The following is a 19,163-nucleotide window of genomic DNA, read 5'->3' as shown; positions in this document are numbered from 1 at the left end:
GCGGCCCTGACGGGCCGCCCTTTTTCTTGGCAGGCGACATGGCCCGAAAACACGTCAATCTCGGTACGGCGCCGGCCAAGTCCGACCTGCCGCAAAAGCGCTGCGCCGCCTGCGGCCTGTCTTTCGCTTGGCGAAAAAAGTGGGCGCGGGACTGGGATCAGGTGCGGTTCTGCTCGGATCGTTGCCGGGCAAATGGCGCGTCCGAAGAGCGCCGATAGACGGCTCTCCGCCTCGTGACCACGGCGGCGGCGGGAATCAGCTAAGCGTCGCGACCATGCACTCCGTGTCGCGCGTCTCTCACATTCTCATCGGCCTTGGCGTCCTGCTGATCCTCAGCGGCTGCGTGCGGCGTCCCCCTGAGCCGCTGCGGCCGACATCGCCCTATCCGTCACGCACCGAGGCGCCGCTGGTCGGGGGGCTGGTGGATCGGATGATCGACGGCGGGACCCAGGCGCTGGTCGTGCGCGAAGGCGGCGATCTGGGCCGGTGCCTGGCCGAGTTGAACGCCGCGCGCGTGCGGTTCAGCCCCGTCCCGGATCGCCAGAACACCGCGACCTGCGGGCTGAGCAAGGGCGGGGTGCTGGGCGCCGACCTGGGGACGGTGGCGCGCATGGCGCCGGGCGATGTGGAGATGACCTGCCAGACCGCGCTGGCGCTGAGCATCTGGCGTCGTCAGTCGCTCGAGCCGGCGGCGCGAGAAATCCTGGGCTCGGACGTCGTGCAGATCGATCACATGGGGGCCTACGCCTGTCGCAACGTGAACAACGGTGTGGGCTCGAACCGCATCAGCGCCCATTCCCAGGCGGCGGCGCTGGACTTCGCCGGGGTGCGGCTGAGGGACGGGCGGCGCATCACCGTGACCAAGGACTGGAGCGGCGACACGCCCGAAGCGCGCTTTCTGAAGCGTATCCGCGACGACGCCTGCCGCATCTTCGGCACGACGCTCAGCCCCGACTACAACGCCGTCCACTACGACCACCTGCACCTCGAGGCGACCGACACGCGCTTCTGTCGCTGAGGCAACGCTTTGGCGCGGGGCGGATTACGCCCCTATGCGCGGTGAACTGAAGACCTATCAGGCCAAGCGCCGGTTCGGCGAGACGCCCGAGCCGAAGGGCGCCAAGGCCAGGCGCGCCAAGGGCGGCTTTCGCTATCTGATCCAGCGCCACGCGGCGACGCGTCTGCACTACGATTTCCGCATCGAGGCGGACGGGGTGCTGAAATCCTGGGCCGTGACCAAAGCGCCGTCGCGCGACACGGCGGTCAAGCGGCTGGCGGTCGAGGTCGAGGATCATCCGCTGGATTACGGGTCGTTCGAGGGGACGATTCCCGATGGCAACTACGGCGCCGGCACGGTGCAGATGTGGGACGTCGGCACCTGGGAGCCGCAGGAGCCGGACCTGGAGGCGGCCTGGGCCAAGGGTCAGATCAAGATGATCCTTCACGGCGAGCGGCTGAAGGGCAAATGGGCTCTGATCCGGTTGAAGCGCGATCGGGGCAAGCCCTCCAAACGCAACAACTGGCTGCTGCTGAAGGAGAAGGACGACTTCGCCGTGGCTGGAGAGGGCGATGCGCTCGCCGAAATCGACGCCTCGGTGACGACCGGCCGGTCGCTGGCCGAGATCGCGGATGGGACAAAGGAATGGACGGCGTCCAAGCCGACCGGGCGTAAAGGTCCGGCCAAGCCCAAACCCTCCAAAGCGGCGGCGAAGACCAAGAAGCCGCCGGCCTTCGTGCCGATCCAGCTGTGCAAGGTGACCGACCATCCGCCAGGTGGAACGGGCTGGGCGCACGAGATCAAGTTCGACGGCTATCGCATCCAGATCGGGGTCGGCGGCGGTCGGGCGGTCTTGCGGACGCGCAAGGGTCTGGACTGGAGCGACGAGTTTCCCGACCTCGCAGCGGATGCGGCGACCTGGCCCGACGCGGTGATCGACGGCGAGCTGTGCGCGCTGGATGACGATCACATGCCGGACTTCGGGGCGTTGCAGGCCGCCATTTCGGACGAGAAGACGGAAGGCCTGGTCTATTTCGCCTTCGACCTGTTGTTCGAGGGGGCGGAGGATCTGCGCAAACTGCCGCTGTCGCATCGCAAGGCGCGGCTGCAGGCCTATGTGAACCGGATCGGAAAGGCGGCCGCCGGGCGACTGCGCTACGTCGAGCATTTCGCCTCGACCGGCCAGGCGGTGCTGGAGAGCGCCTGCCGCATGGATCTGGAAGGGGTGATCTCCAAGAAACTGGACGCCCCCTATCATGCCGGGCGGTCGTCGACCTGGCTGAAGTCCAAATGCCGGGGGCGCGACGAAGTGGTGATCGGCGGCTGGTCGTCCGAGGGCGGGACGCGGTTCCGCTCTCTCCTGGTCGGGGTCAGGGAAAAGGGCAGCCTTCGCTATCTGGGCCGGGTCGGCACGGGCTATGGCGAGGCGGTAACGAAGACCCTTGTTCCGGCGCTTAAGGGCGTGGCGGCGGATAAATCCCCCTTTGCCGGGGCGGGCGCGCCCAAGGCGGCCAAGGACATCCATTGGGTCAAACCGGTGCTGGTCGCCGAGGTTGAGCACGGCGGCTATACCGAATCCGGATCGTTGCGGCAGGCGGCGTTCAAGGGGTTGCGCGAAGACAAGACAGCCGCCGAGGTCACCCAGGCGCCGCAAACGCCCACGGACATGGGCGAAGCCAAGAAGACCACGATGACGGTGCGACCGGCCGGAAAGCCCGGCAAGGTGGTCGTGGCGGGCGTGACCATCTCCAGCCCCGACAAGGTGCTGTGGCCCGCCGTGGGCGATCGGCCGGCGATCACCAAGGCCGATCTGGCGCGCTACTACGAGGCGGCGGCCGAGCGGATACTGCCCCATGTGACGGACCGGCCGACCTCGATCATCCGGGCGCCCGAGGGCATCGGGGGCGAGACCTTCTTCCAGCGTCATGCCATGGCAGGGTCAAACCCGCGACTGAAGCTGATCGACGTCAAGGCCCGCACCCCTTATGTCGCCGCCGTCGATGTCGGCGGCCTGGTCGCCATCGCCCAGTCGGGCGGGCTGGAATTGCACCCCTGGGGCTGTGCGCCCGGCCAGCCGGAAATCCCCGAGCAGATCACCTTCGACCTGGATCCGGACGAGGGGCTGGACTTCGCCGACGTCATTGCCGCGTCCAAGGTCGTGAAGGCGAAGATCGAGGCGCTGGGTCTGGCCGCCTTCGTCAAGACGACCGGGGGGAAGGGTTTGCACGTCGTCGTGCCGATCAAGACTGACGCCCGCTCGCGCGTGACCTGGGATCAGAACAAGGCCTTCGCCAAGGCGATGGCCGAGGCCATCCGCGCCGAGGCGCCAGACCGGTTCACCACGACCCTGGCCAAGAAGGCGCGGGGAGGAAAGATCTTCATCGACTATCTGCGCAACGGGCGGATGGCGACGGCGGTCGCGCCCTGGTCGCCGCGCGCACGGCCGGGGGCGGGGATCGCCTTCCCGCTGTCGTGGGGGCAGGTGAAGGCCGGGCTGGACCCCGCCGCATTCAACCTCTGGACCTATCCGACCTTGCTCAAGAAGCCCGATCCGTGGGCTGATTTCCGCGCCTCGGCGGTCAGCTTGAAATCGGCTCTGAAAAAGATGGGCGTCTAGGCCGCTGTCTTCTTCTTTGCCGCGGACTTCCTGGGCGCCGCCTTCTTTGCCGGGGCCCTCTTTGCAGGGGCCTTCTTGGCGGCCGGCGTCTTCGTCCCCGCCGCCGATCCTTTCAGGCTGTTCCGCAATGCGGCCATCAGGTCGATGACATTGGTGTCGTCGGGTTCGGCGACATCGACCACGCCCTTGCCACCCTTGGACTTGGCCTTGATCATCGCGCGCAGGGCGTCGTCGTAGCCGTCCTTGAAATCGGTCGGATCGAAGTCCGCCTCCTTCTGACCGATGATGCGCGCGGCGATCTCGACCATGTCGGGATCGGCCTTCACTGTCGGAATGTCGTCGAAGTAGTCGTCGGAATCGCGCACCTCGTCATGGGCGCGCAGGGTGTAGGCGATCAGCCCCTTGCCCCGCACCTCCAGCGCCAGCTGACGCTCCTTGCCGCGTAGGACCAACTGGCCCAAGGCCACCTTTCCCTGTTTCTTCATGGCGTCGCGAATGACGGCGAAGGCTTCGACGCCCGCGCCTTTTTCCGGGACCACGAAGAAGGGATCGTCCCAATACAGCCGGTCGATGTCGGCCTCGTCGACGAACTTGTCGATCGAGATGGTCTTGGTGCTTTCCAGCTTCACTTTGTCGAAGTCAGCGTCGTCGAACAGGACGTATTCGTCCTTGGACACCTCATAGCCGCGCACCAGATCGCTGCGCTCGACCGGCCCGGCGTCCGGATCGGTCGGCACCATGCGGATGCGATTGTTGGTGTCGGGATTGATCAGGTGAAACCGCACGTCGTTCGTGCTGGTCGTCGCCGTGTAGATGGCCACCGGACAGGTGACCAGCGACAGCTTCAGATGTCCTTGCCAGGTGGGGCGGGCGGCCATGTCGGTTCTCCTCGATCCCTGACAATGCGTCAGGGCGATTTGCGTTCGAACCGGGCCGCCGCCGGGGGATCAGGCCTTGCCTTCGAAGGCGACGCTGAACCCGCCCCACATCATGCGTTTGCCGTCGAAGGGCATGTCCATGTTCGCAAAGTCGGGGTCGTCCTGCATCTTGCCAAAACAGGCGTCGGCGGTGGCGCGGTCGGGCCAGGTGACCCAGGAGAAGACGACGACCTCGCCTTCCTGCAGCTTCACCGCCATGGGAAAGCTGGTCAGTTCGCCGTCCGGCACGTCCTCGCCCCAGGTCTCGACCTGCGACAGGGCGCCGTATTTCTGAAACAGGGGCCAGGACGCCTCGGCGGACTTCACGTAGCGCGCCTTGTCCTCGGTTTTTACGGGGGTCAAAAAGCCGGTCACATAGGTCATCGGTCGTCTCATCTTTCTGGATTCAAAGGTCGGCGACGGCGCGGTTCAGCGCCGCGATGTCGATCTTGATCATGCCCATCATGGCCTGCATGGCGGCCTTGGCGCGCGCGGGGTTCGGATCGGTGGTCAGTTCCATCAGGCGACGGGGCGTGATCTGCCACGACAGGCCCCAGCGATCCTTCAGCCAGCCGCAGGCGTTTTCGCTGCCGCCATCGGCGAGCAGGGCGTCCCACAGCCGGTCCGTCTCGGCCTGATCCTCGGTCATCACCATGAAGGAGACGGCCTCGGTGAAGCGAAAGTTCGGGCCGCCGTTCAGCGCCAGATACTGATGACCCGCCAGCACGAACTGCACCGTCAGCACCGATCCTTCAGGGCCGGAGGGCGTATCGACCGGCGAACGGTTGACGGCCGTGATGCGGCTGTCGGGCAGCAGGCTGACGTAGAAGGCGGTCGCGGCCTCGGCGTCGCCGTCGAACCACAGGCAGGGAATGATCTTGTCGGTCATGTCGCATCGCCTTCCGCCAACGCCGCCAGTTGATCGGCGACCGCGCCCCAGCCCTGTTCGAAGCCCATGGCCTTGTGGGCCTCGGCGGCTTTTTCGTCCCAATGCCGGGCGGTGGCGGTGTAGCGGGTTCCACCGGCCTCGGGCTCGAAGGTGTCAATGCGCACGAAGTTCATGTCGCCGGCCTGCGGAACCCAGCCCTCGGTGAAGGCGCCGGTCGAGACCAGTTTGCGGCCCGGATCCACCTCCAGAAACACGCCGGAATAGGGATGCCGCTCGCCCTCGGGCGAAGCCATTTCGACATTGGCCCGCCCGCCGATGCGCAGGTCCCAATCCACGACCGGCGTGGTCCACGGGCGGGGGCAGAACCACTCGCCGGTGCGCTCAGTGTAGATCTTCCACACCGTTTCCGGCGAGGCCTTGATCAGCCGGCTGATGCTCAGTTCGCGGATGTCGGCCATCACGACACCATGGCGTCGGCGGCGAAGGCTTCGGGACCGGCGGCGACGGCGGCCGGGTCCATCCACATGACTTCCCAGATATGGCCATCCGGATCGGCATAGCTGCGCCCGTACATGAAGCCGTAGTCCTGGGTCGCATTGGGATCGATCTCGCCGCCGGCGGCACCCGCCTGGGCCACGACGGCGTCGACCGCCTCGCGGCTGTCGCGTGACAGGCACAGCAGAACCTGGGCCGAGGCGTGGGCGTCGGGGATCGCCCGATTGGTAAAGGTGCGCCATTTGTCGTGGGTCAGCAGCATGACGTGGATCACGTCCGACACCACCATGCAGGCGGCCGTGTCGTCGCTGAACATGGGGTTCCTGGTCGCGCCGACGGCCTCATAGAAGGCGATCGATCGGGGCAGGTCGGCGACCGGCAGGTTGATGAAAATCAGCTGAGCCACGGCGTTTCCTCTCCTTGTTATTTGCGAAACCTGACTCCGATGATTACGATAGTCAACTATGAAGTTAGAAAAGATAACCGATAGGGCTGGTCGTCGATATCACGACGCCTGCGGCGCCGCGCACGGGCTGGACCTGATTGGCGAGCGCTGGGCCCTGCTGGTGATCCGCGAACTGATGATGGGCCCGCGCCGGTTCGGTGATCTGAAAAAGGATCTGCACGGCATTTCCGCGAACGTGCTGACCCAGCGACTGGAGGGGCTGGAGGCTTCGGGCATCGTCACCCGCCGCAAACTGCCGCCGCCCGCCTCTGTCCAGGTTTATGAGCTGACGCCCTGGGGATACGAGATCAAGCCGGTCTTCATGGTGCTGGGCGGCTGGGCCGCGCGCTCGCCTAGCCACGACCCGACCCTGCCGATCAGCGCGGTGTCGATCATGCAGTCGTTCGAGACGATGTTCGATCCGGCCCTGGCCGGAGACGCCGCGATGACCGTCGGTTTCGTCTTCGGCGAAGAACCTTTCGTCGTTCAGATCGAAAAGGGGACGATCACGACCCGCCGCGGCCCCACGGACGCCGCCGACGTCGTCCTGACGACCCAACCGCCGCTGGTCGCCGCCTGCGTCTACGGCAAGGTCCCGCCCGCCGCCTTCGAGGCCGACGGCCTGATGACCCTGACCGGCGACCGTGCCGTGTTCGACCGCTTCGTCGGCTTCTTCAACCTGCCGGAGAAGGCGCCGGTCTGAGGTTTCAGGCCAGCATGTCCAGCAGGGTTCCGGTCATGTCGTCGGCGGTGCGCAGAACGGCGGCGTTGGCGCTGAAGGCGGTCTTAGCCTGGATCCGCTCCACGGTTTCCTCGGCGAGATTGTCCAGCGGCGCGTTGGCGGTGCGGCGCGCGCTGTTGTCGAACCGGTTCTGCGCGGTCGTCATTCCGGCGGCGGCGATAGATAGCGCTTGCATGGCGAAGCTCCGGACGCGGTGGGTTCGATCGCCAGACTGCGTCTTTCCCGTCAACGTCGCCTGAAGGAACAGGGTGAACGGCGTTTTCCGCCCCGCTTGCGCCCTTATTGATGTATAGAGCGCCATCATTCGCCCGGCCTGAGGTCTGACCTCGGCCGGGCGCGGTCGTTTCGGCGACCGCCCTTGTCCGTTGTCCCAGGTTTCCTATGCCCTTTCCCGCCGTCCATCCCGCGCTCGATCGCGCCCTGATCAACAAGGGCTACGCCGAACCCACTCCGGTTCAGGCCGCCGTGCTGGAGGCGGAGCATGCGGATCGCGACCTGCTGGTTTCGGCCCAGACGGGGTCGGGCAAGACCGTCGCCTTTGGTCTGGCCGCTGCGCCGACCCTGCTCGGCGACAAGCCGATCTTCGGTCCGGGCGGCGCGCCCCTGTGTCTGGCCATCGCGCCCACGCGGGAACTGGCCATGCAGGTCGCGGCCGAGCTGCAATGGCTGTATGCCGACGCCGGCGCCAAGATCGCCACCTGCGTCGGCGGCATGGATGCGCGTCGCGAAGCCCGCGCGCTGGGCTTCGGCGTCCACATCGTCGTCGGCACGCCCGGCCGCCTGAAGGACCACATCGACCGGGGCAATCTGGACCTGTCCGAGCTGAAGGTCGCCGTCCTCGATGAGGCCGACGAGATGCTGGACATGGGCTTCCGCGAGGACCTGGAGCATATCCTGGACCAGGCGCCAGCCGAACGCCGCACCCTGCTGTTCTCGGCGACCATCGCGCGCGACATCGCCACCCTGGCCAAACGCTATCAGAAGGACGCGGTCCGCATCGACGCGACCGACAAGACGCGCCAGCACGCCGACATCGAATACCGCGCCTACCGCATTGCGCCCAACGAGATCGAGCACGCGGTGGTCAACACCCTGCGCTGGTTCGAGGCGCCGCGCGCCATGGTCTTCTGCTCGACCCGCGACAGCGTGCGTCACCTGCAGTCGTCGCTGCTGGAGCGCGGCTTCTCTTCCGTCAGTCTGTCGGGCGAAATGGGTCAGCGCGAGCGCACCGACGCGCTCCAGTCGCTGCGTGACGGCCGCGCCCGCGTCTGCGTCGCCACGGACGTCGCCGCGCGCGGTCTGGACCTGCCGGACCTGGGTCTGGTCATTCACGCCGAATTGCCGATGAACCGCGCCGGCCTGCTGCACCGTTCGGGCCGCACGGGCCGGGCGGGCAAGAAGGGCATCTCGGTCATGCTGGTTCCGCATTCGCGCCGTCGCAAGGCCGAGCGGCTGATGGACGAGGCCGGCATCGACGCCGTCTGGACCGGCGCCCCGACCTTCGACGAGATCCGCAAGGCCGACGAGGACCGTCTGCTGTCTCCGTCGCACTTCGAGGCCGACGTCTCCGACGAGGACATGGTCGTCGCCAAGCGGATGATCGCCGAACGCACGCCCGACGAGATCGCCGCCGCCCTGGTGCGGCTGCTGCGCAAGGAACAGCCTGCGCCGGAAGAACTGTCCGATCCGGGTTCGGATCGCGGTCCGGCCAAGCGCGACCGCATGGTCCGCAACGATGACGGCACGGCGGCCCAACCCTGGCCAGGCGAGCGCCTGGGCGCTGACGACGTGGTCTGGTTCCGTCTGGACGTGGGCCGCAACAAGAACGCCGACCCGAAATGGCTGATCCCGCTGATCTGCCGCATCGGCGGCATTTCCAAGCCCCAGATCGGCGCCATCCGCACCTTCCCCGAAGAGACGCGCTTCGAGGTGGCCAAGACCCACGAGAAGGCTTTCCGCGAAGCCGTGGCCGCCTCCAAGGACGAGGTGAAGATCACCCCGTCGGAAGCCCCGACGCCCGGCTCGATGAAGGCCAGCCGCTTCGCCGGCAAGCCGCGCGAGGATGGCGACCGTCCCTTCAAGAAGACGCCCTACAAGCGCGCCGACGGCGGCGGGGAAGACGCCCGCCCGCCGTTTAAGAAGAAGCCCTGGGCGCCGAAGAACGATGGGGGCGCCAACCCGCGCTCGAACGCCTCGGGCGACAAGCCCTATGCTAAGAAACCCTTCAAGGCCAAGCCGGGCTTTAAGAAGGACGGCTTCAAGGGCAAGCCGAAGGGCTGATCTTGCGGGCACTTGCCTGATCGCGGGCGGAGGCGCACCCTCCGCCCATGAGCACGCCGTCCGCACCTGAGGGCCGTTACGCCTCGTTCGAGGCCTTCTATCCCTATTACATCCACGAGCATTCAAACCGGACCTGTCGGCGCATCCACGTCGTCGGCACCTTTCTGGTGATCTCGGCCTTCGTCGCCTTCGTGGCGACGCGGAACGCCTGGTGGCTGCTGGCCATGCCGCTGCTGGGCTACGGCTTTGCCTGGGTCGGGCATTTCTTCTTCGAAAAGAACCGGCCCGCGACGTTCAAATATCCTTTGTGGAGCCTGATGGGCGACTTCCGCCTGTTCTTCGAGACGGTGACGGGCAAGCGCCGCTTCTAAGGCCAGCATTTCAAGCTGCACGGTTCGGCGAAACGGATTAACCTCCGCCTGCGGCATGGCGCCGCTGCTGCTGGAGGGAGCAACATGAAATCCATCGCCGTCATCGCCGCTGCGTCCGTGCTGCTCGCCCCTGGCGTCAGCCTGGCGCAGAAGAGCGGGGCCAAGCCCGACTTCACCCTGGACCCCAACTACGGTTCGGTGCGGCTGGAGACCGGTTTCACGCCCGATCCCTGGACCAAGTCCATCCTCGCGGGCGGTTCGATCGCCGCCTCGGCCGCGCAGTCGGGCTGCGAGGGTAAGGTCAGCGCCGCGCCCGACCTGCAACTGAACTTCGAAGCCGGCGATCTGGACCTGACCATCAAGGCGGTCGCCAGCGAGGACACCACGCTGCTGGTCAACAGCCCTGGCGGCCGCTGGTATTGCGACGACGACAGCGGCGGCGACCTGGATCCGATGGTGACCATCTCCAACCCCGAGAGCGGTCGCTACGACATCTGGCTGGGCACCTACAACGACAACATGGTCCAGTCGACGCTGCAGATCAGCGAACTGGGCGGCACGGACACGACGGCGGGCGCGGCGCCCAACATCGATCTTGAGCCCAACTACGGCACGGCCAATCTGCGCGGCGGCTTCACGCCCGACCCCTGGACCAAGTCGATCCTGGCCGGCGGCTCCTCGCCCGCCTCGGCCGCCAAGGCGGGCTGCGAGGGTTCGGTCAGCTCGGCCCCGGACATCCAGATCTTCTTCGAGCCAGGCGACGCCGACCTGACGTTCCGCGTGCGCGCATCGGAAGACACGACCCTGCTGATCAATACGCCCAACGGCCGCTTCTACTGCGACGACGACGGCGCGGGCGGCGTCGATCCGAAGGTGACGATCACCAACCCGCAGAGCGGCCGCTACGACATCTGGGTCGGCACCTATAACGGCTCGATGGTTCAGTCGACGCTGGAAGTGTCCGAACTGGACTGATCGGCGCAAGGCTTCAGACACGAAAACGCCGGCTGACCTTTGCGGTCAGCCGGCGTTTTTCATGATCGGCCGGATCAGTTGGAAGCCGTGGTCCAGGCCGGCGGGCAGCCGTCGAAATCGCCGGCGTCCACGATGGTCAGGGTGCGCATGTTCAGGCGCTGCGCCTGGTTCATCGAGCCGCGACCGGTGCCGGTGTAAAGGTCGATCTTCTGGCCCTTGATCGCGCCGCCGGTGTCGGAGGCGTACCAGTAGCCGTCGTGGATCGAACCGTCGGCCAGGCGCATACCGACCGTTTCGCGGATGAACAGCTTGGTGCGGCGCGGGATCACGCGAGGATCGACCGCGACGGTGCGCATGGCGATCGGACGGCAACCCAGCGAATCGTTGCCCGTCGCGCCGCCGCCGCCTGCGTGATAGAGGCGCGCCGACGCGCGCCAGTCCGGATCGGAGGCCATCAGCTCGGCCTGTTCGGCGTTCAGAGCGGTCTCGACTTCATCGGAACCGACGATGGCTGCAGGGGTTTCAGTCCTGACTTGATCCGCCGCTACGACGTCATTGTAGGGGACAGGCCCGCTCGTCACAGACGATACGGCAGCCCAAAGCATGGCGATAGCAGCGGAGGCGCCGATCATGAGTTTGGCTCAGGAGACACCGGCTCCCAACGCCGCCGGCGCTGGCCTTGTCGCGTTAACCTGTGGCGAGAAAGTGGCGAAACCCGCCTTGGCGCTGTCTGTTACGATTTGTTTCTAGGTTAATGCCTTGTTTTTCATAACCTATTTATCCCCCGTCCGCGCGTTTGGGGACGATGCCCCTGCGGGTCAAAACTTGAAGTTCAGCCCCGCCTGAAGCACCGGCAGGACCTTATAATCATCGGCCTCGGCCTGAATTTCACGCTCTTCCTGATCCAGACGCGAGCGGAAGGTAGGATCGTTCGACAAGGTCCCGCCGCGGGCGTCCAGATTTACTTGCGGCGCATCGCCAAAGGCCGCGCCGGCCAGAAGGCGGAAGCCCAGCCTGCCGCCGCGCGTGAAGGTGTTGTCATAGCCCAAGCCGACGAACGGCGCAGTGCTCTCCAGGTCGATGCGGCCGGTCAATGTCCCGACCTGGGCCGGTGTGAAGGTCGCGCCGCCGACATTGACGTTTCCGGTGGGCGTCGCATCCAGATCGACCTTGCGATCGCCGAAATAGGCCCCGCCCGAGATCAGAAAGCCGTTGCGGAACGGATGCAGGTCCACAAAGGCGCCCGGCGACTTGAAGTCGATCTTGGCGTCGTAATCGATGCCCTTGTAGGTCTGGTCCCGATCCCATTTCAGCACGTCATAGCCGCCGCGCAGCACCACGACCGGGCTGAGCGCAAACTGGGCCTGAAGGCCGGCGCCCGGCGTGCCGACCTGGGCGCCGATGGCGAAACGGCCGTCGGCCTGCGCCAGGGCCGAAGTGGCGGGCAGGGCGGTCGCGATGACGGCGGCGATCAGCAGGGTCTTCATGGCGTACAGGTCCGAAACGGAAGGGTTCTCTTAACCTTGCCGGCCAGCTTTGAAGATTGGGTTACGCCGCCCAGTCGCCGGACGCCGTGTCGCGCCTCGCCTCGGCCTCACGCACGGCCTCCACAGCGCGGTCCAGCACCTCCAGCCCGGCGCCGGGCTTGATGGCCTCGACCGTCAGAATGCGACGGAACGCCCGCGCGCCCGGCCGGCCGTGCATCAGGCCCAGCATATGCCGCGCCATGGCGGGCAGGGCGACGCCCTCCTCCAGACGCGCGGCCATATAGGGCCGATAGCGCTCCAGCGCGGCGAAGGCGTCGGTATCCTCGACCGGTTCGCCATACAGGCGACGATCCGCCTGCCCCAGAATGGCCGGCTCATGATAGGCGGCGCGGCCCAGCATGGCCCCGTCCAGCTTGACGCCGTCGACCTCGGCCAGATGCGCCTCGGCCGCGTCCATCGAGGCGATGCCGCCATTGATCGAGATGTTCAGATGCGGCCGCTCGCGCTTCAGCCGGCGCACCAGATCATAGTCCAGCGGCGGCACGTCGCGGTTCTCCTTGGGCGACAGACCCTTCAGCCAGGCCTTGCGCGCATGGACGACGAAGACCTCGATCCCGACGGCGGCGCAGGCGTCCACCGTGGCGAACAGGCTGACGACCGGATCCTGATCGTCCACGCCGATGCGGCATTTGACGGTCGCCGGCACGCTGACGGCCCCCTTGATCGCCGCCATACAGTCGGCCACCAACTCGGGCTCGCGCATCAGACAGGCGCCGAACCGACCCGACTGCACCCGGTCCGAGGGGCAGCCGACGTTCAGATTGATCTCGTCATAGCCGAACGCCTCGCCGACCTTGGCGGCCTCGGCCAGCTGGGCCGGATCCGACCCGCCCAGCTGCAAGGCCACCGGATGCTCCAGAGCATCGAATCCCAGCAGCCGCTCGCGATCCCCATGCAACACCGCCGGCGCCGTCACCATCTCGGTGTAAAGCAGCGCCTTGTTCGTCAGCGCCCTGTGGAACGCCCGGCAATGCCGATCGGTCCAGTCCATCATCGGGGCTACGGCCAATCTACGCGCTTGATTTATCGACATTTTTTCAGTAATATCAAAACGTTGGTTGGTGACGTGTGCACTCGATTTTACGCCGTGTTGCGACGTTTTTTCCGGCTTTTCGACATCTCAGTGCACACAGAGCGCACACGAAAATGGCGACATATTCGAAACTCCCGTCCGGAACTTGGCGGGTCCAGGTCAGACGGAAGGGCCGCTATATAAGCGAGACCTTCCTCAAACGCGATGATGCGCGCCGCTGGGCCACCGAGAGCGAGGGCCGGATCGATCGTGGTGAGGTTCCGACGCCTGAGCGCGCTGCGCGTCTTCGCACCTTCGGCGAGCTTATCGACCTGCACATCGACGACATGAAATCGGTCGGTAAGGCGCCGCGGCGATCGAAAGCCGCGACGCTGAGAATGCTTAAGGCGCGTCTCGGGCGGAAAAAGCTCGGTCAACTCGATCGGCAGTTATTCATCGACTTCGGCAAAGAGCGTGCGAAGGAGGGGGCTGGGCCGATGACTTTGAGCATCGACATCGGCGCCATCAAGCTAGTCATCACACACGCGATCGCAGTCCACGGACTGACAATCTCCGCCGAGCCGGTGAACATGGCTCGTCTGGCGCTTAAGCGCCTAGGGCTTGTCGGCAAGGGCGTTGAGCGTGATCGGAGACCGACTGAGGAAGAGCTGCAGAAGCTCATCGGCCACTTCGAAGGCAATCCACGCCAAATCATTCCGATGGCAAGAGTCATCCGTTTCGCAGTCGCCACAGCCATGCGCCAGGAAGAGATTTTCCGGGTCGTGTGGTCAGACTACTCGGCGCGGACGAAGATGCTGACGATCCGTGATCGGAAAGACCCGCGCGAGAAGGCCGGTAATGATCAGAAAATCCCGCTCCTGAAGGTGTCAGGCTATGATCCGGTTGCCTTGATTGAGGAGCAGGGGCCACCTCGGTCGAACCGGGACCTGCGTATTTTTCCATTCAACCATCGGTCTGCTGGCACGGCGTTTACCCGCGCCTGCAAAGACCTCGGAATCGCGGATCTTCACTTTCACGACCTACGACATGAGGGGACGAGCCGGCTGTTTGAGGCGGGTTTCCAAATCCCGCAGGTGGCGTTGGTGACCGGCCACAAGGACTGGAAGATGCTCCGCCGCTACACGCACCTTCGGCCGGAGTCCCTGCACGTGTACGCGGCGACACTGGCTGCTTGAGCGGATTACCGGATTTGACTTACCGCGGCTGTTGGCGGGGTCCGCTTTCGGGCAAGGCGTTGACCAACTGCCTTATGCGCCAGCCTGGTACTTAGCTTACTTTCAGAAGGTCCACTCCCCGGTGCCAGAGTATAGGGGCGGGGACATTCGAGCGGTCGGCCTTTTGCTGGAGACACAGCTTGGAGTTCTCGTACGCCTGTTGAACCTGCCGAATTTCGCCAGAGGCGGTTAGTCTCGTCCGGGAACCATTGCGGCTGGAGAAGTCAAACGCCCTTGATCAACTCCCCTCCAACGACCGAGGCCGTCGAGGATATGGGGAACAGCGACGCTGGGACGATGCGCTATCTCGTGCCCTAGTCGGTTCGCCAATCCACACCGGGCATAAGCTTGAGCGCGGCACGGCGGAGGACCGCTGGTCAAATTGCGTCAGTCTTCGTCGAACAATGCCACCGTGTGGGCCTGACGAACCCGATCAAGGGTCGCATCGAAATCTTCGTCGTTGTTACCCGCGGGAAGGTACTTCCGAACGCTATCAAATGCGCTTCGCGCGCCGACGCGCGAAACCTCGCGACCCTGGTGAACCGCGCTGGCAAGCACCTCAGGACTGTCGCAGCCCCTGCGCACAGCGCCAGCCAAGGTTGCGATTGTGGTCGATATCACGACGTCGTCGTCTTCCACCGCACGGGCCGCGAGAATGCGGGCGGGCAACCCCGCCACAAACGCGATGTCGGGAACGACACGGTTGGCGAAATGGCGAGCAATCTCGCAGCTGCGCAGGCTCGCAGCTGGCGTCCCGGCCGCAAGCTCGAGTTTGCAGAGCGGTTCTGCGGCCATCCACTTCTCGGTCAACGCGCGCAGGACCGGCAGCGCGAAGCGCGCTTGCTCAACCGTGTTGGCAAGCGCCCTGTAGTCCTTGCCAAAAAGGCCTTCGACATCGCTCGGCCGCATTAGTTGAAGCACGAAGCTGGGATTTTTCTCCAGCCACTGGAACAGCGCCGCGACGCAGGAAACCGTGTCGCCTGTGAACTTCCCCTTGTCGATGCGCTTGGCGAGGCTAACGACGATCTCCACCGGCAGTCCTACCGACGAAGCGACCTGCGCGAGCCCCGATGTTTCCTCTTGGGGGGCCAGCTCGGCCCGCCGTGCCAGCGACGCGTCGATCCGGCTTTCAATCCACTTCACCTTGCCTTCCTGGCGCTTGCGATAGGCTGCGAACGAACGCCGGAGCATCTCGCGGGCGGGTTCATCGGCGTCGCCGCCGGCGCCCGCGGGGAGGCGCGCCAGGAGATAGTCTTCGTTGTCCCCGACTTCTAAGCCGTTGTGGATGCGGTCGAGTAGTGCGGTTAGCGGATCGTCAATCGTGAGGCACTGGTCCGACTGGGCGAAGATGCCCTGCAGCGACATCCAGTGTTGGTCGATCTGGTTGGCGTCATCATCAAGGTCGATGACCCGGCTAGGCACGATCAGGACAAAGCCCTGGCCACTCTCGCCGGCGCGGCCGGCGCGGCCGGCCGCGTTGAGCAGCTCGTGCGCGGCAAGCTGCTGCATCTTGTCTTGGCTATCATCCCACCGGCTGTCACCGGCAATGAGCACGATATCGCTTGGCAAGTTCATGCCCTGGGCGACGGTCGATGTCGCGAACAGTGCGTCGAGCCCGTCGCGACGCTCAAACAACGACTTGTGAAGATCGCGCTCGTCCTTGAGTAGTTGCGCATGATGGCTCGTCGCGCCGCCAACCACGTGGCCGGCATCGTCGAGCATGAGGTAGCAATATTGCGCGCCGCCCATCTCCTCCTCGATCCGCCTGCGCATCGCCGCTTCGGCCTCGGTTAGCTCGATGCGCCGATCGGGAAGAAGCGCGCGGAAAGTCTTGACGGAACCCTCAGCGGCGACCGTGCTCTGGACGAAGACCAACGTCTTGAGACCGTCACCAGCCGCAGCCGCGGCGATCTCGGCCGCGACGCGGTTTCCGTTAGGAGTCAGATACCAATCACCGGAGCGCGACGTGCCGGTGTTGAATGCGACCGACTTATCGAGCAGCGGCATCAGCGCATAGTCATTGCGGTCTACGGTCGCCCAAGTCTGTTTGAGGCAGAAGAAGGCAAACGGCTTAGCGCTAAGCTGATCCTTGACGGCCTTGGGCGTGGTCTTGGTGGTCGCGGTCCGTTTGGCGCGCGTCAGGAGTTGTTCAAGCGCCTTGATGCGGCTTGCCTCATACGTCACGCAGCCGCGCGCCTGCCGGGTCGGTTTCCAGGCCAGATCGAGCGCGAGCGCGGTGCGGCCAGTCAACTCTTGGAGCCAGCCGGCCATTTCTTGAGCGTTCTGCATCATTGCCGAGATCATCAGCAAATCCGCGTCCGGCGCGGTGTGGGTCAGATTGAGGACGCAGAGCATTGCATCTACGCCGCGCCGACTACGGTCGGCGTCGCGTGGGTGAATGAGGTGGCATTCGTCGAACACGATCAACCCGACGTCGGCGAAGGCGTCAGCTTGGAGCGCCTGCAGCATTAGACAGCGCTCGGGAGTGGTGACGATGATCTCCGGCAGCTCGACGATGTCGCTGAAGCTAATCTCCTCGTCGAGGTCGCCGAGAACCTCATAATCCTTGAAGGCGTTGCCAAGTGTGAAGGCTGTTTGGTCGACAAGCGCCAAAGTCGGCGCAAGCACGACCACCTTCTTGTCGCTGAGCAGCGCCGCCGCGATCTTCAACTCGGCGAGCGTGGACTTGCCGCCGCCGGTCGGGAAACTCACTGCCGCAGAGACACCCGGCATCAGGTATCCTTTGTTGATCGCTTCGCGGTGGTTCCGCCAGAGATAGGGCCGCTTGCGCGCCGCCCGCCGAAGCGTTTTCCACCACGCGTTGGCATCGACGCCGGAGGGAGCCGGTACGTGGCACAGCGCGGACTCGGCGAGATCACCCGCGACAACAATCAATAGGTTGGCCAGGTGGAGCGGGCCGGGGAAGACGCTGACCGCAATCGGCCCACCCTCGTCGAACACGTCGTCAAGGCGGGCGAACGCCAAGCCCTTCACCTCAAGGAAAATCTCGCGTGCACGTGATGGCGCGGCGGTATCGGAAGGTCGCGCGAAGATCTCTGCGGCCAGCATGCGGATTCCGGCATGAAGCCGCCGCAGCAGCGCGTCGGTGGCCAGACCCGCCGGTGACCGGTCGGCCGAGCGCGCGTAGGGGGGAGGCTCCTGCGGGTTGATCGCACCGAGCCTGCCGGCCGCTAGGTCAGCGATAGCGCGGATCAGCTGCGCCTCCCCCGTCATCCCTTCGGGTGGGTGAATTCGCTTCGCCATTTCGGCGGCGTCGGGTTGGGCGTTGGCGATCAGGAACAGCAGCGTCGCACAGACTTCAGGTGCCGCCCGGACGGCATCGACATAGGTCAGCCGCGGAAGTTCGTCGCTCAAACCGTCGGCATCCTCCGCGTTCGCGTCCTCCCCGTCGTCCGCGACATCGTCGTCGTCATCTGCACCACCGTCGGTCTTCACGATCTCAGCCATGAGGCAGAGCTGGTGGGCGGCTCCGGCGACAAAGGCCGCGGCCGCACGGGTGTCCCGCGCGGGATCGGCGGCGACAAACGCCTCCTGTGCCGCTGCAAGCCGCCGCATCTCATCGATAAGCTCAGAAAGCGCCTCGGTTCGTGAGTTGGCGTCGACCAGGCCACGCATGCGTACCCGGGCGGCGACGATCTCGGCATAGGCGTTGGTGAACCGCTTGGGCAGCTCAGCCAAATCCAGCGACGCGAGCGGCGGCGCGTGGCCGATCAGATCGACGGTGACGGGATCAAACATCGTCCCGCCAAGCCTTGATCTGGGCGATCGTCGCCACGCAAAAATCGTCCATCCAGGTGCGAAGATCGTCGAAATGCATGGTGTCCGCCCGACGGCGTGATGCCTTGCCCGGTGCAGCCGTGTCGAAGCCTTTAAACAGCTTCTTGCGCGCGGCATCCTTAATGTGGGTGTCCGACGTGGTTATGCTGACGCGGTAGTGCCGGACCTCCTCCCAGAGGATTTTCTCGATCGCCTGGTCGATGTCGAGCCCTGGAAAGACGCTCTGCTGCGCCTCGAGGATGGTGGTCGCGTCATGAATCAACTCGGGCATACGCTCGCCCTTCTCCAGAGATCGAATACCGTCCCAGACGTCTGCCCGAATGGTCTTGCGCGGGGAGTCGGTCGCCTTGTCCTCAAAGATCACGATCGCGGTGACGAGATGGCCCTTTTTGTCGAGCCGCAGTTGGATGCCGTCGAACCCCTTATGCGCCTCGATGGCATGCGGCGCGCGCGCGACCACACCCTTTTCGGTGCGGTGCGCGGCGATCCAGGAGATGGTCTGGAAAACCCAGCCGTCACGGTGCCAGGGATCGCTATCGTCGGGGACAGTCAGCCGCTTTATTGCCGCCGCGGCGGCCTCCTTGCGGGTTGGGGGTGACTTCTTGTCGATGCCGGCGAGGATCTGGGCCACGTGCCGGTACTGTCCAAGCGCCACCATTGCGACCTTGCGCGCAAGGTCGGCTTCGTTGGCGATTTCCCACCGCCATCCATGGCAAAGGTCATCATGATCGATAGGGGTGAGCGTCAGGGGCATCTGATCGTTGTAAGCTCTTGAGTTCTAATCTGCAGCGCAATCCATATCGCCGGTTCTCCAGTATCCTGGTCGCTAGTCAAGTTAACGGT

At 65.2% G+C, this 19,163-nt stretch carries 19 protein-coding genes; 8 read left to right on the top strand and 11 right to left on the bottom strand.

All coding sequences use genetic code 11. From position 1 onward, the window contains the following. The first annotated feature begins 38 nt into the window (after nucleotides 1-38). The 3 genes from ABIB58_RS07075 to ligD are packed head-to-tail and all read left to right on the top strand — an operon-like array spanning nucleotide 39 to nucleotide 3,614. Nucleotides 39-218: a DUF2256 domain-containing protein gene (locus ABIB58_RS07075; protein WP_082064531.1), complete on the top strand. Its 180-nt coding sequence runs from the start codon at nucleotides 39-41 to the stop codon at nucleotides 216-218. A 56-nt stretch (nucleotides 219-274) separates the two neighbouring features. Next, nucleotides 275-1,018, top strand: a complete 744-nt coding sequence (locus tag ABIB58_RS07070; protein WP_045811893.1) for an extensin-like domain-containing protein — start codon at nucleotides 275-277, stop codon at nucleotides 1,016-1,018. Between the two features lie 34 nt (nucleotides 1,019-1,052). Beyond that, complete coding sequence (gene ligD, locus ABIB58_RS07065; RefSeq protein WP_045811894.1) at nucleotides 1,053-3,614, top strand: DNA ligase D; 2,562 nt, start codon at nucleotides 1,053-1,055, stop codon at nucleotides 3,612-3,614. Here the strand turns inward: ligD and ku are convergent. From ku to ABIB58_RS07040, 5 genes are all read right to left on the bottom strand, one after another. After that, entirely contained in the window at nucleotides 3,611-4,492 is an 882-nt protein-coding gene (gene ku / locus ABIB58_RS07060; protein WP_045811895.1) for a non-homologous end joining protein Ku, read from the bottom strand. The genes ligD and ku overlap by 4 nt on opposite strands. A 69-nt stretch (nucleotides 4,493-4,561) precedes the next feature. Further along, entirely contained in the window at nucleotides 4,562-4,915 is a 354-nt protein-coding gene (locus ABIB58_RS07055) for a DUF1428 domain-containing protein (RefSeq protein WP_045811896.1), read from the bottom strand. 22 nt (nucleotides 4,916-4,937) lie between these two features. Beyond that, nucleotides 4,938-5,420, bottom strand: coding sequence for a VOC family protein (locus ABIB58_RS07050; protein WP_045811897.1), 483 nt, complete (start codon nucleotides 5,418-5,420; stop codon nucleotides 4,938-4,940). After that, the gene (locus tag ABIB58_RS07045) at nucleotides 5,417-5,878 is read right to left on the bottom strand and encodes an SRPBCC family protein (RefSeq protein ID WP_082064532.1); all 462 of its coding nucleotides are present in this window, start codon (nucleotides 5,876-5,878) and stop codon (nucleotides 5,417-5,419) included. The genes ABIB58_RS07050 and ABIB58_RS07045 overlap by 4 nt, the downstream gene beginning before the upstream one ends. Continuing rightward, nucleotides 5,878-6,321, bottom strand: coding sequence for a VOC family protein (locus ABIB58_RS07040; protein ID WP_045811899.1), 444 nt, complete (start codon nucleotides 6,319-6,321; stop codon nucleotides 5,878-5,880). Before ABIB58_RS07040 ends, ABIB58_RS07045 begins: the two co-directional genes overlap by 1 nt. Before the next feature lie 58 nt (nucleotides 6,322-6,379). On the opposite strand from ABIB58_RS07040, the gene ABIB58_RS07035 reads away from it, so the two are divergent. Continuing rightward, nucleotides 6,380-7,063 (top strand): winged helix-turn-helix transcriptional regulator, encoded by a 684-nt coding sequence (locus ABIB58_RS07035; RefSeq protein ID WP_045811900.1) that lies wholly within the window; start codon nucleotides 6,380-6,382, stop codon nucleotides 7,061-7,063. Between the two features lie 4 nt (nucleotides 7,064-7,067). On the opposite strand, the gene ABIB58_RS07030 is transcribed toward ABIB58_RS07035, so the two are convergent. After that, nucleotides 7,068-7,277 carry a flagellar basal body rod C-terminal domain-containing protein gene (locus ABIB58_RS07030; RefSeq protein ID WP_045811901.1) on the bottom strand — a complete coding sequence of 70 codons (210 nt, stop codon included), beginning with the start codon at nucleotides 7,275-7,277 and terminating at the stop codon, nucleotides 7,068-7,070. Nucleotides 7,278-7,483: 206 nt separating this feature from the next. Here ABIB58_RS07030 and ABIB58_RS07025 point away from each other — a divergent pair, with 206 nt between their 5' ends. The 3 genes from ABIB58_RS07025 (at nucleotide 7,484) to ABIB58_RS07015 (ending at nucleotide 10,728) form a co-directional block, all read left to right on the top strand. Further along, nucleotides 7,484-9,382, top strand: a complete 1,899-nt coding sequence (locus tag ABIB58_RS07025) for a DEAD/DEAH box helicase (RefSeq protein WP_045811902.1) — start codon at nucleotides 7,484-7,486, stop codon at nucleotides 9,380-9,382. A 47-nt stretch (nucleotides 9,383-9,429) separates the two neighbouring features. Next, the gene (locus tag ABIB58_RS07020; protein ID WP_026108600.1) at nucleotides 9,430-9,753 is read left to right on the top strand and encodes an Mpo1-like protein; all 324 of its coding nucleotides are present in this window, start codon (nucleotides 9,430-9,432) and stop codon (nucleotides 9,751-9,753) included. Between the two features lie 84 nt (nucleotides 9,754-9,837). Beyond that, nucleotides 9,838-10,728 (top strand): hypothetical protein, encoded by an 891-nt coding sequence (locus tag ABIB58_RS07015; RefSeq protein ID WP_045811903.1) that lies wholly within the window; start codon nucleotides 9,838-9,840, stop codon nucleotides 10,726-10,728. Nucleotides 10,729-10,802: 74 nt separating this feature from the next. Here the strand turns inward: ABIB58_RS07015 and ABIB58_RS07010 are convergent, their stop codons facing one another. The 3 genes from ABIB58_RS07010 to dusA form a co-directional block, all read right to left on the bottom strand. After that, entirely contained in the window at nucleotides 10,803-11,360 is a 558-nt protein-coding gene (locus ABIB58_RS07010; RefSeq protein ID WP_039244236.1) for a 3D domain-containing protein, read from the bottom strand. A 186-nt stretch (nucleotides 11,361-11,546) separates the two neighbouring features. Then, nucleotides 11,547-12,215: a membrane protein gene (locus ABIB58_RS07005; protein ID WP_045811904.1), complete on the bottom strand. Its 669-nt coding sequence runs from the start codon at nucleotides 12,213-12,215 to the stop codon at nucleotides 11,547-11,549. A gap of 61 nt (nucleotides 12,216-12,276) precedes the next feature. Then, nucleotides 12,277-13,308: a tRNA dihydrouridine(20/20a) synthase DusA gene (gene dusA, locus ABIB58_RS07000; RefSeq protein WP_354039953.1), complete on the bottom strand. Its 1,032-nt coding sequence runs from the start codon at nucleotides 13,306-13,308 to the stop codon at nucleotides 12,277-12,279. A gap of 113 nt (nucleotides 13,309-13,421) precedes the next feature. On the opposite strand from dusA, the gene ABIB58_RS06995 reads away from it, so the two are divergent. Then, the gene (locus ABIB58_RS06995) at nucleotides 13,422-14,483 is read left to right on the top strand and encodes a site-specific integrase (RefSeq protein ID WP_354039951.1); all 1,062 of its coding nucleotides are present in this window, start codon (nucleotides 13,422-13,424) and stop codon (nucleotides 14,481-14,483) included. A 426-nt stretch (nucleotides 14,484-14,909) separates the two neighbouring features. Here ABIB58_RS06995 and ABIB58_RS06990 read toward each other — a convergent pair whose 3' ends face one another. Both ABIB58_RS06990 and ABIB58_RS06985 read right to left on the bottom strand, forming a co-directional pair. Next, entirely contained in the window at nucleotides 14,910-18,281 is a 3,372-nt protein-coding gene (locus ABIB58_RS06990; RefSeq protein ID WP_354039949.1) for a DEAD/DEAH box helicase, read from the bottom strand. Continuing rightward, nucleotides 18,274-19,074: a hypothetical protein gene (locus tag ABIB58_RS06985; RefSeq protein ID WP_354039947.1), complete on the bottom strand. Its 801-nt coding sequence runs from the start codon at nucleotides 19,072-19,074 to the stop codon at nucleotides 18,274-18,276. The genes ABIB58_RS06990 and ABIB58_RS06985 overlap by 8 nt, the downstream gene beginning before the upstream one ends. Nucleotides 19,075-19,163: the final 89 nt, after the last annotated feature.

Source organism: Brevundimonas sp. UYEF29 (genome assembly GCF_040546195.1).
GTDB classification, from domain to species: Bacteria; Pseudomonadota; Alphaproteobacteria; order Caulobacterales; family Caulobacteraceae; genus Brevundimonas; species Brevundimonas huaxiensis.
The sequence above is the reverse complement of the archived record's forward strand: the minus strand, read 5'-3'. Positions and strand labels throughout refer to the sequence as shown.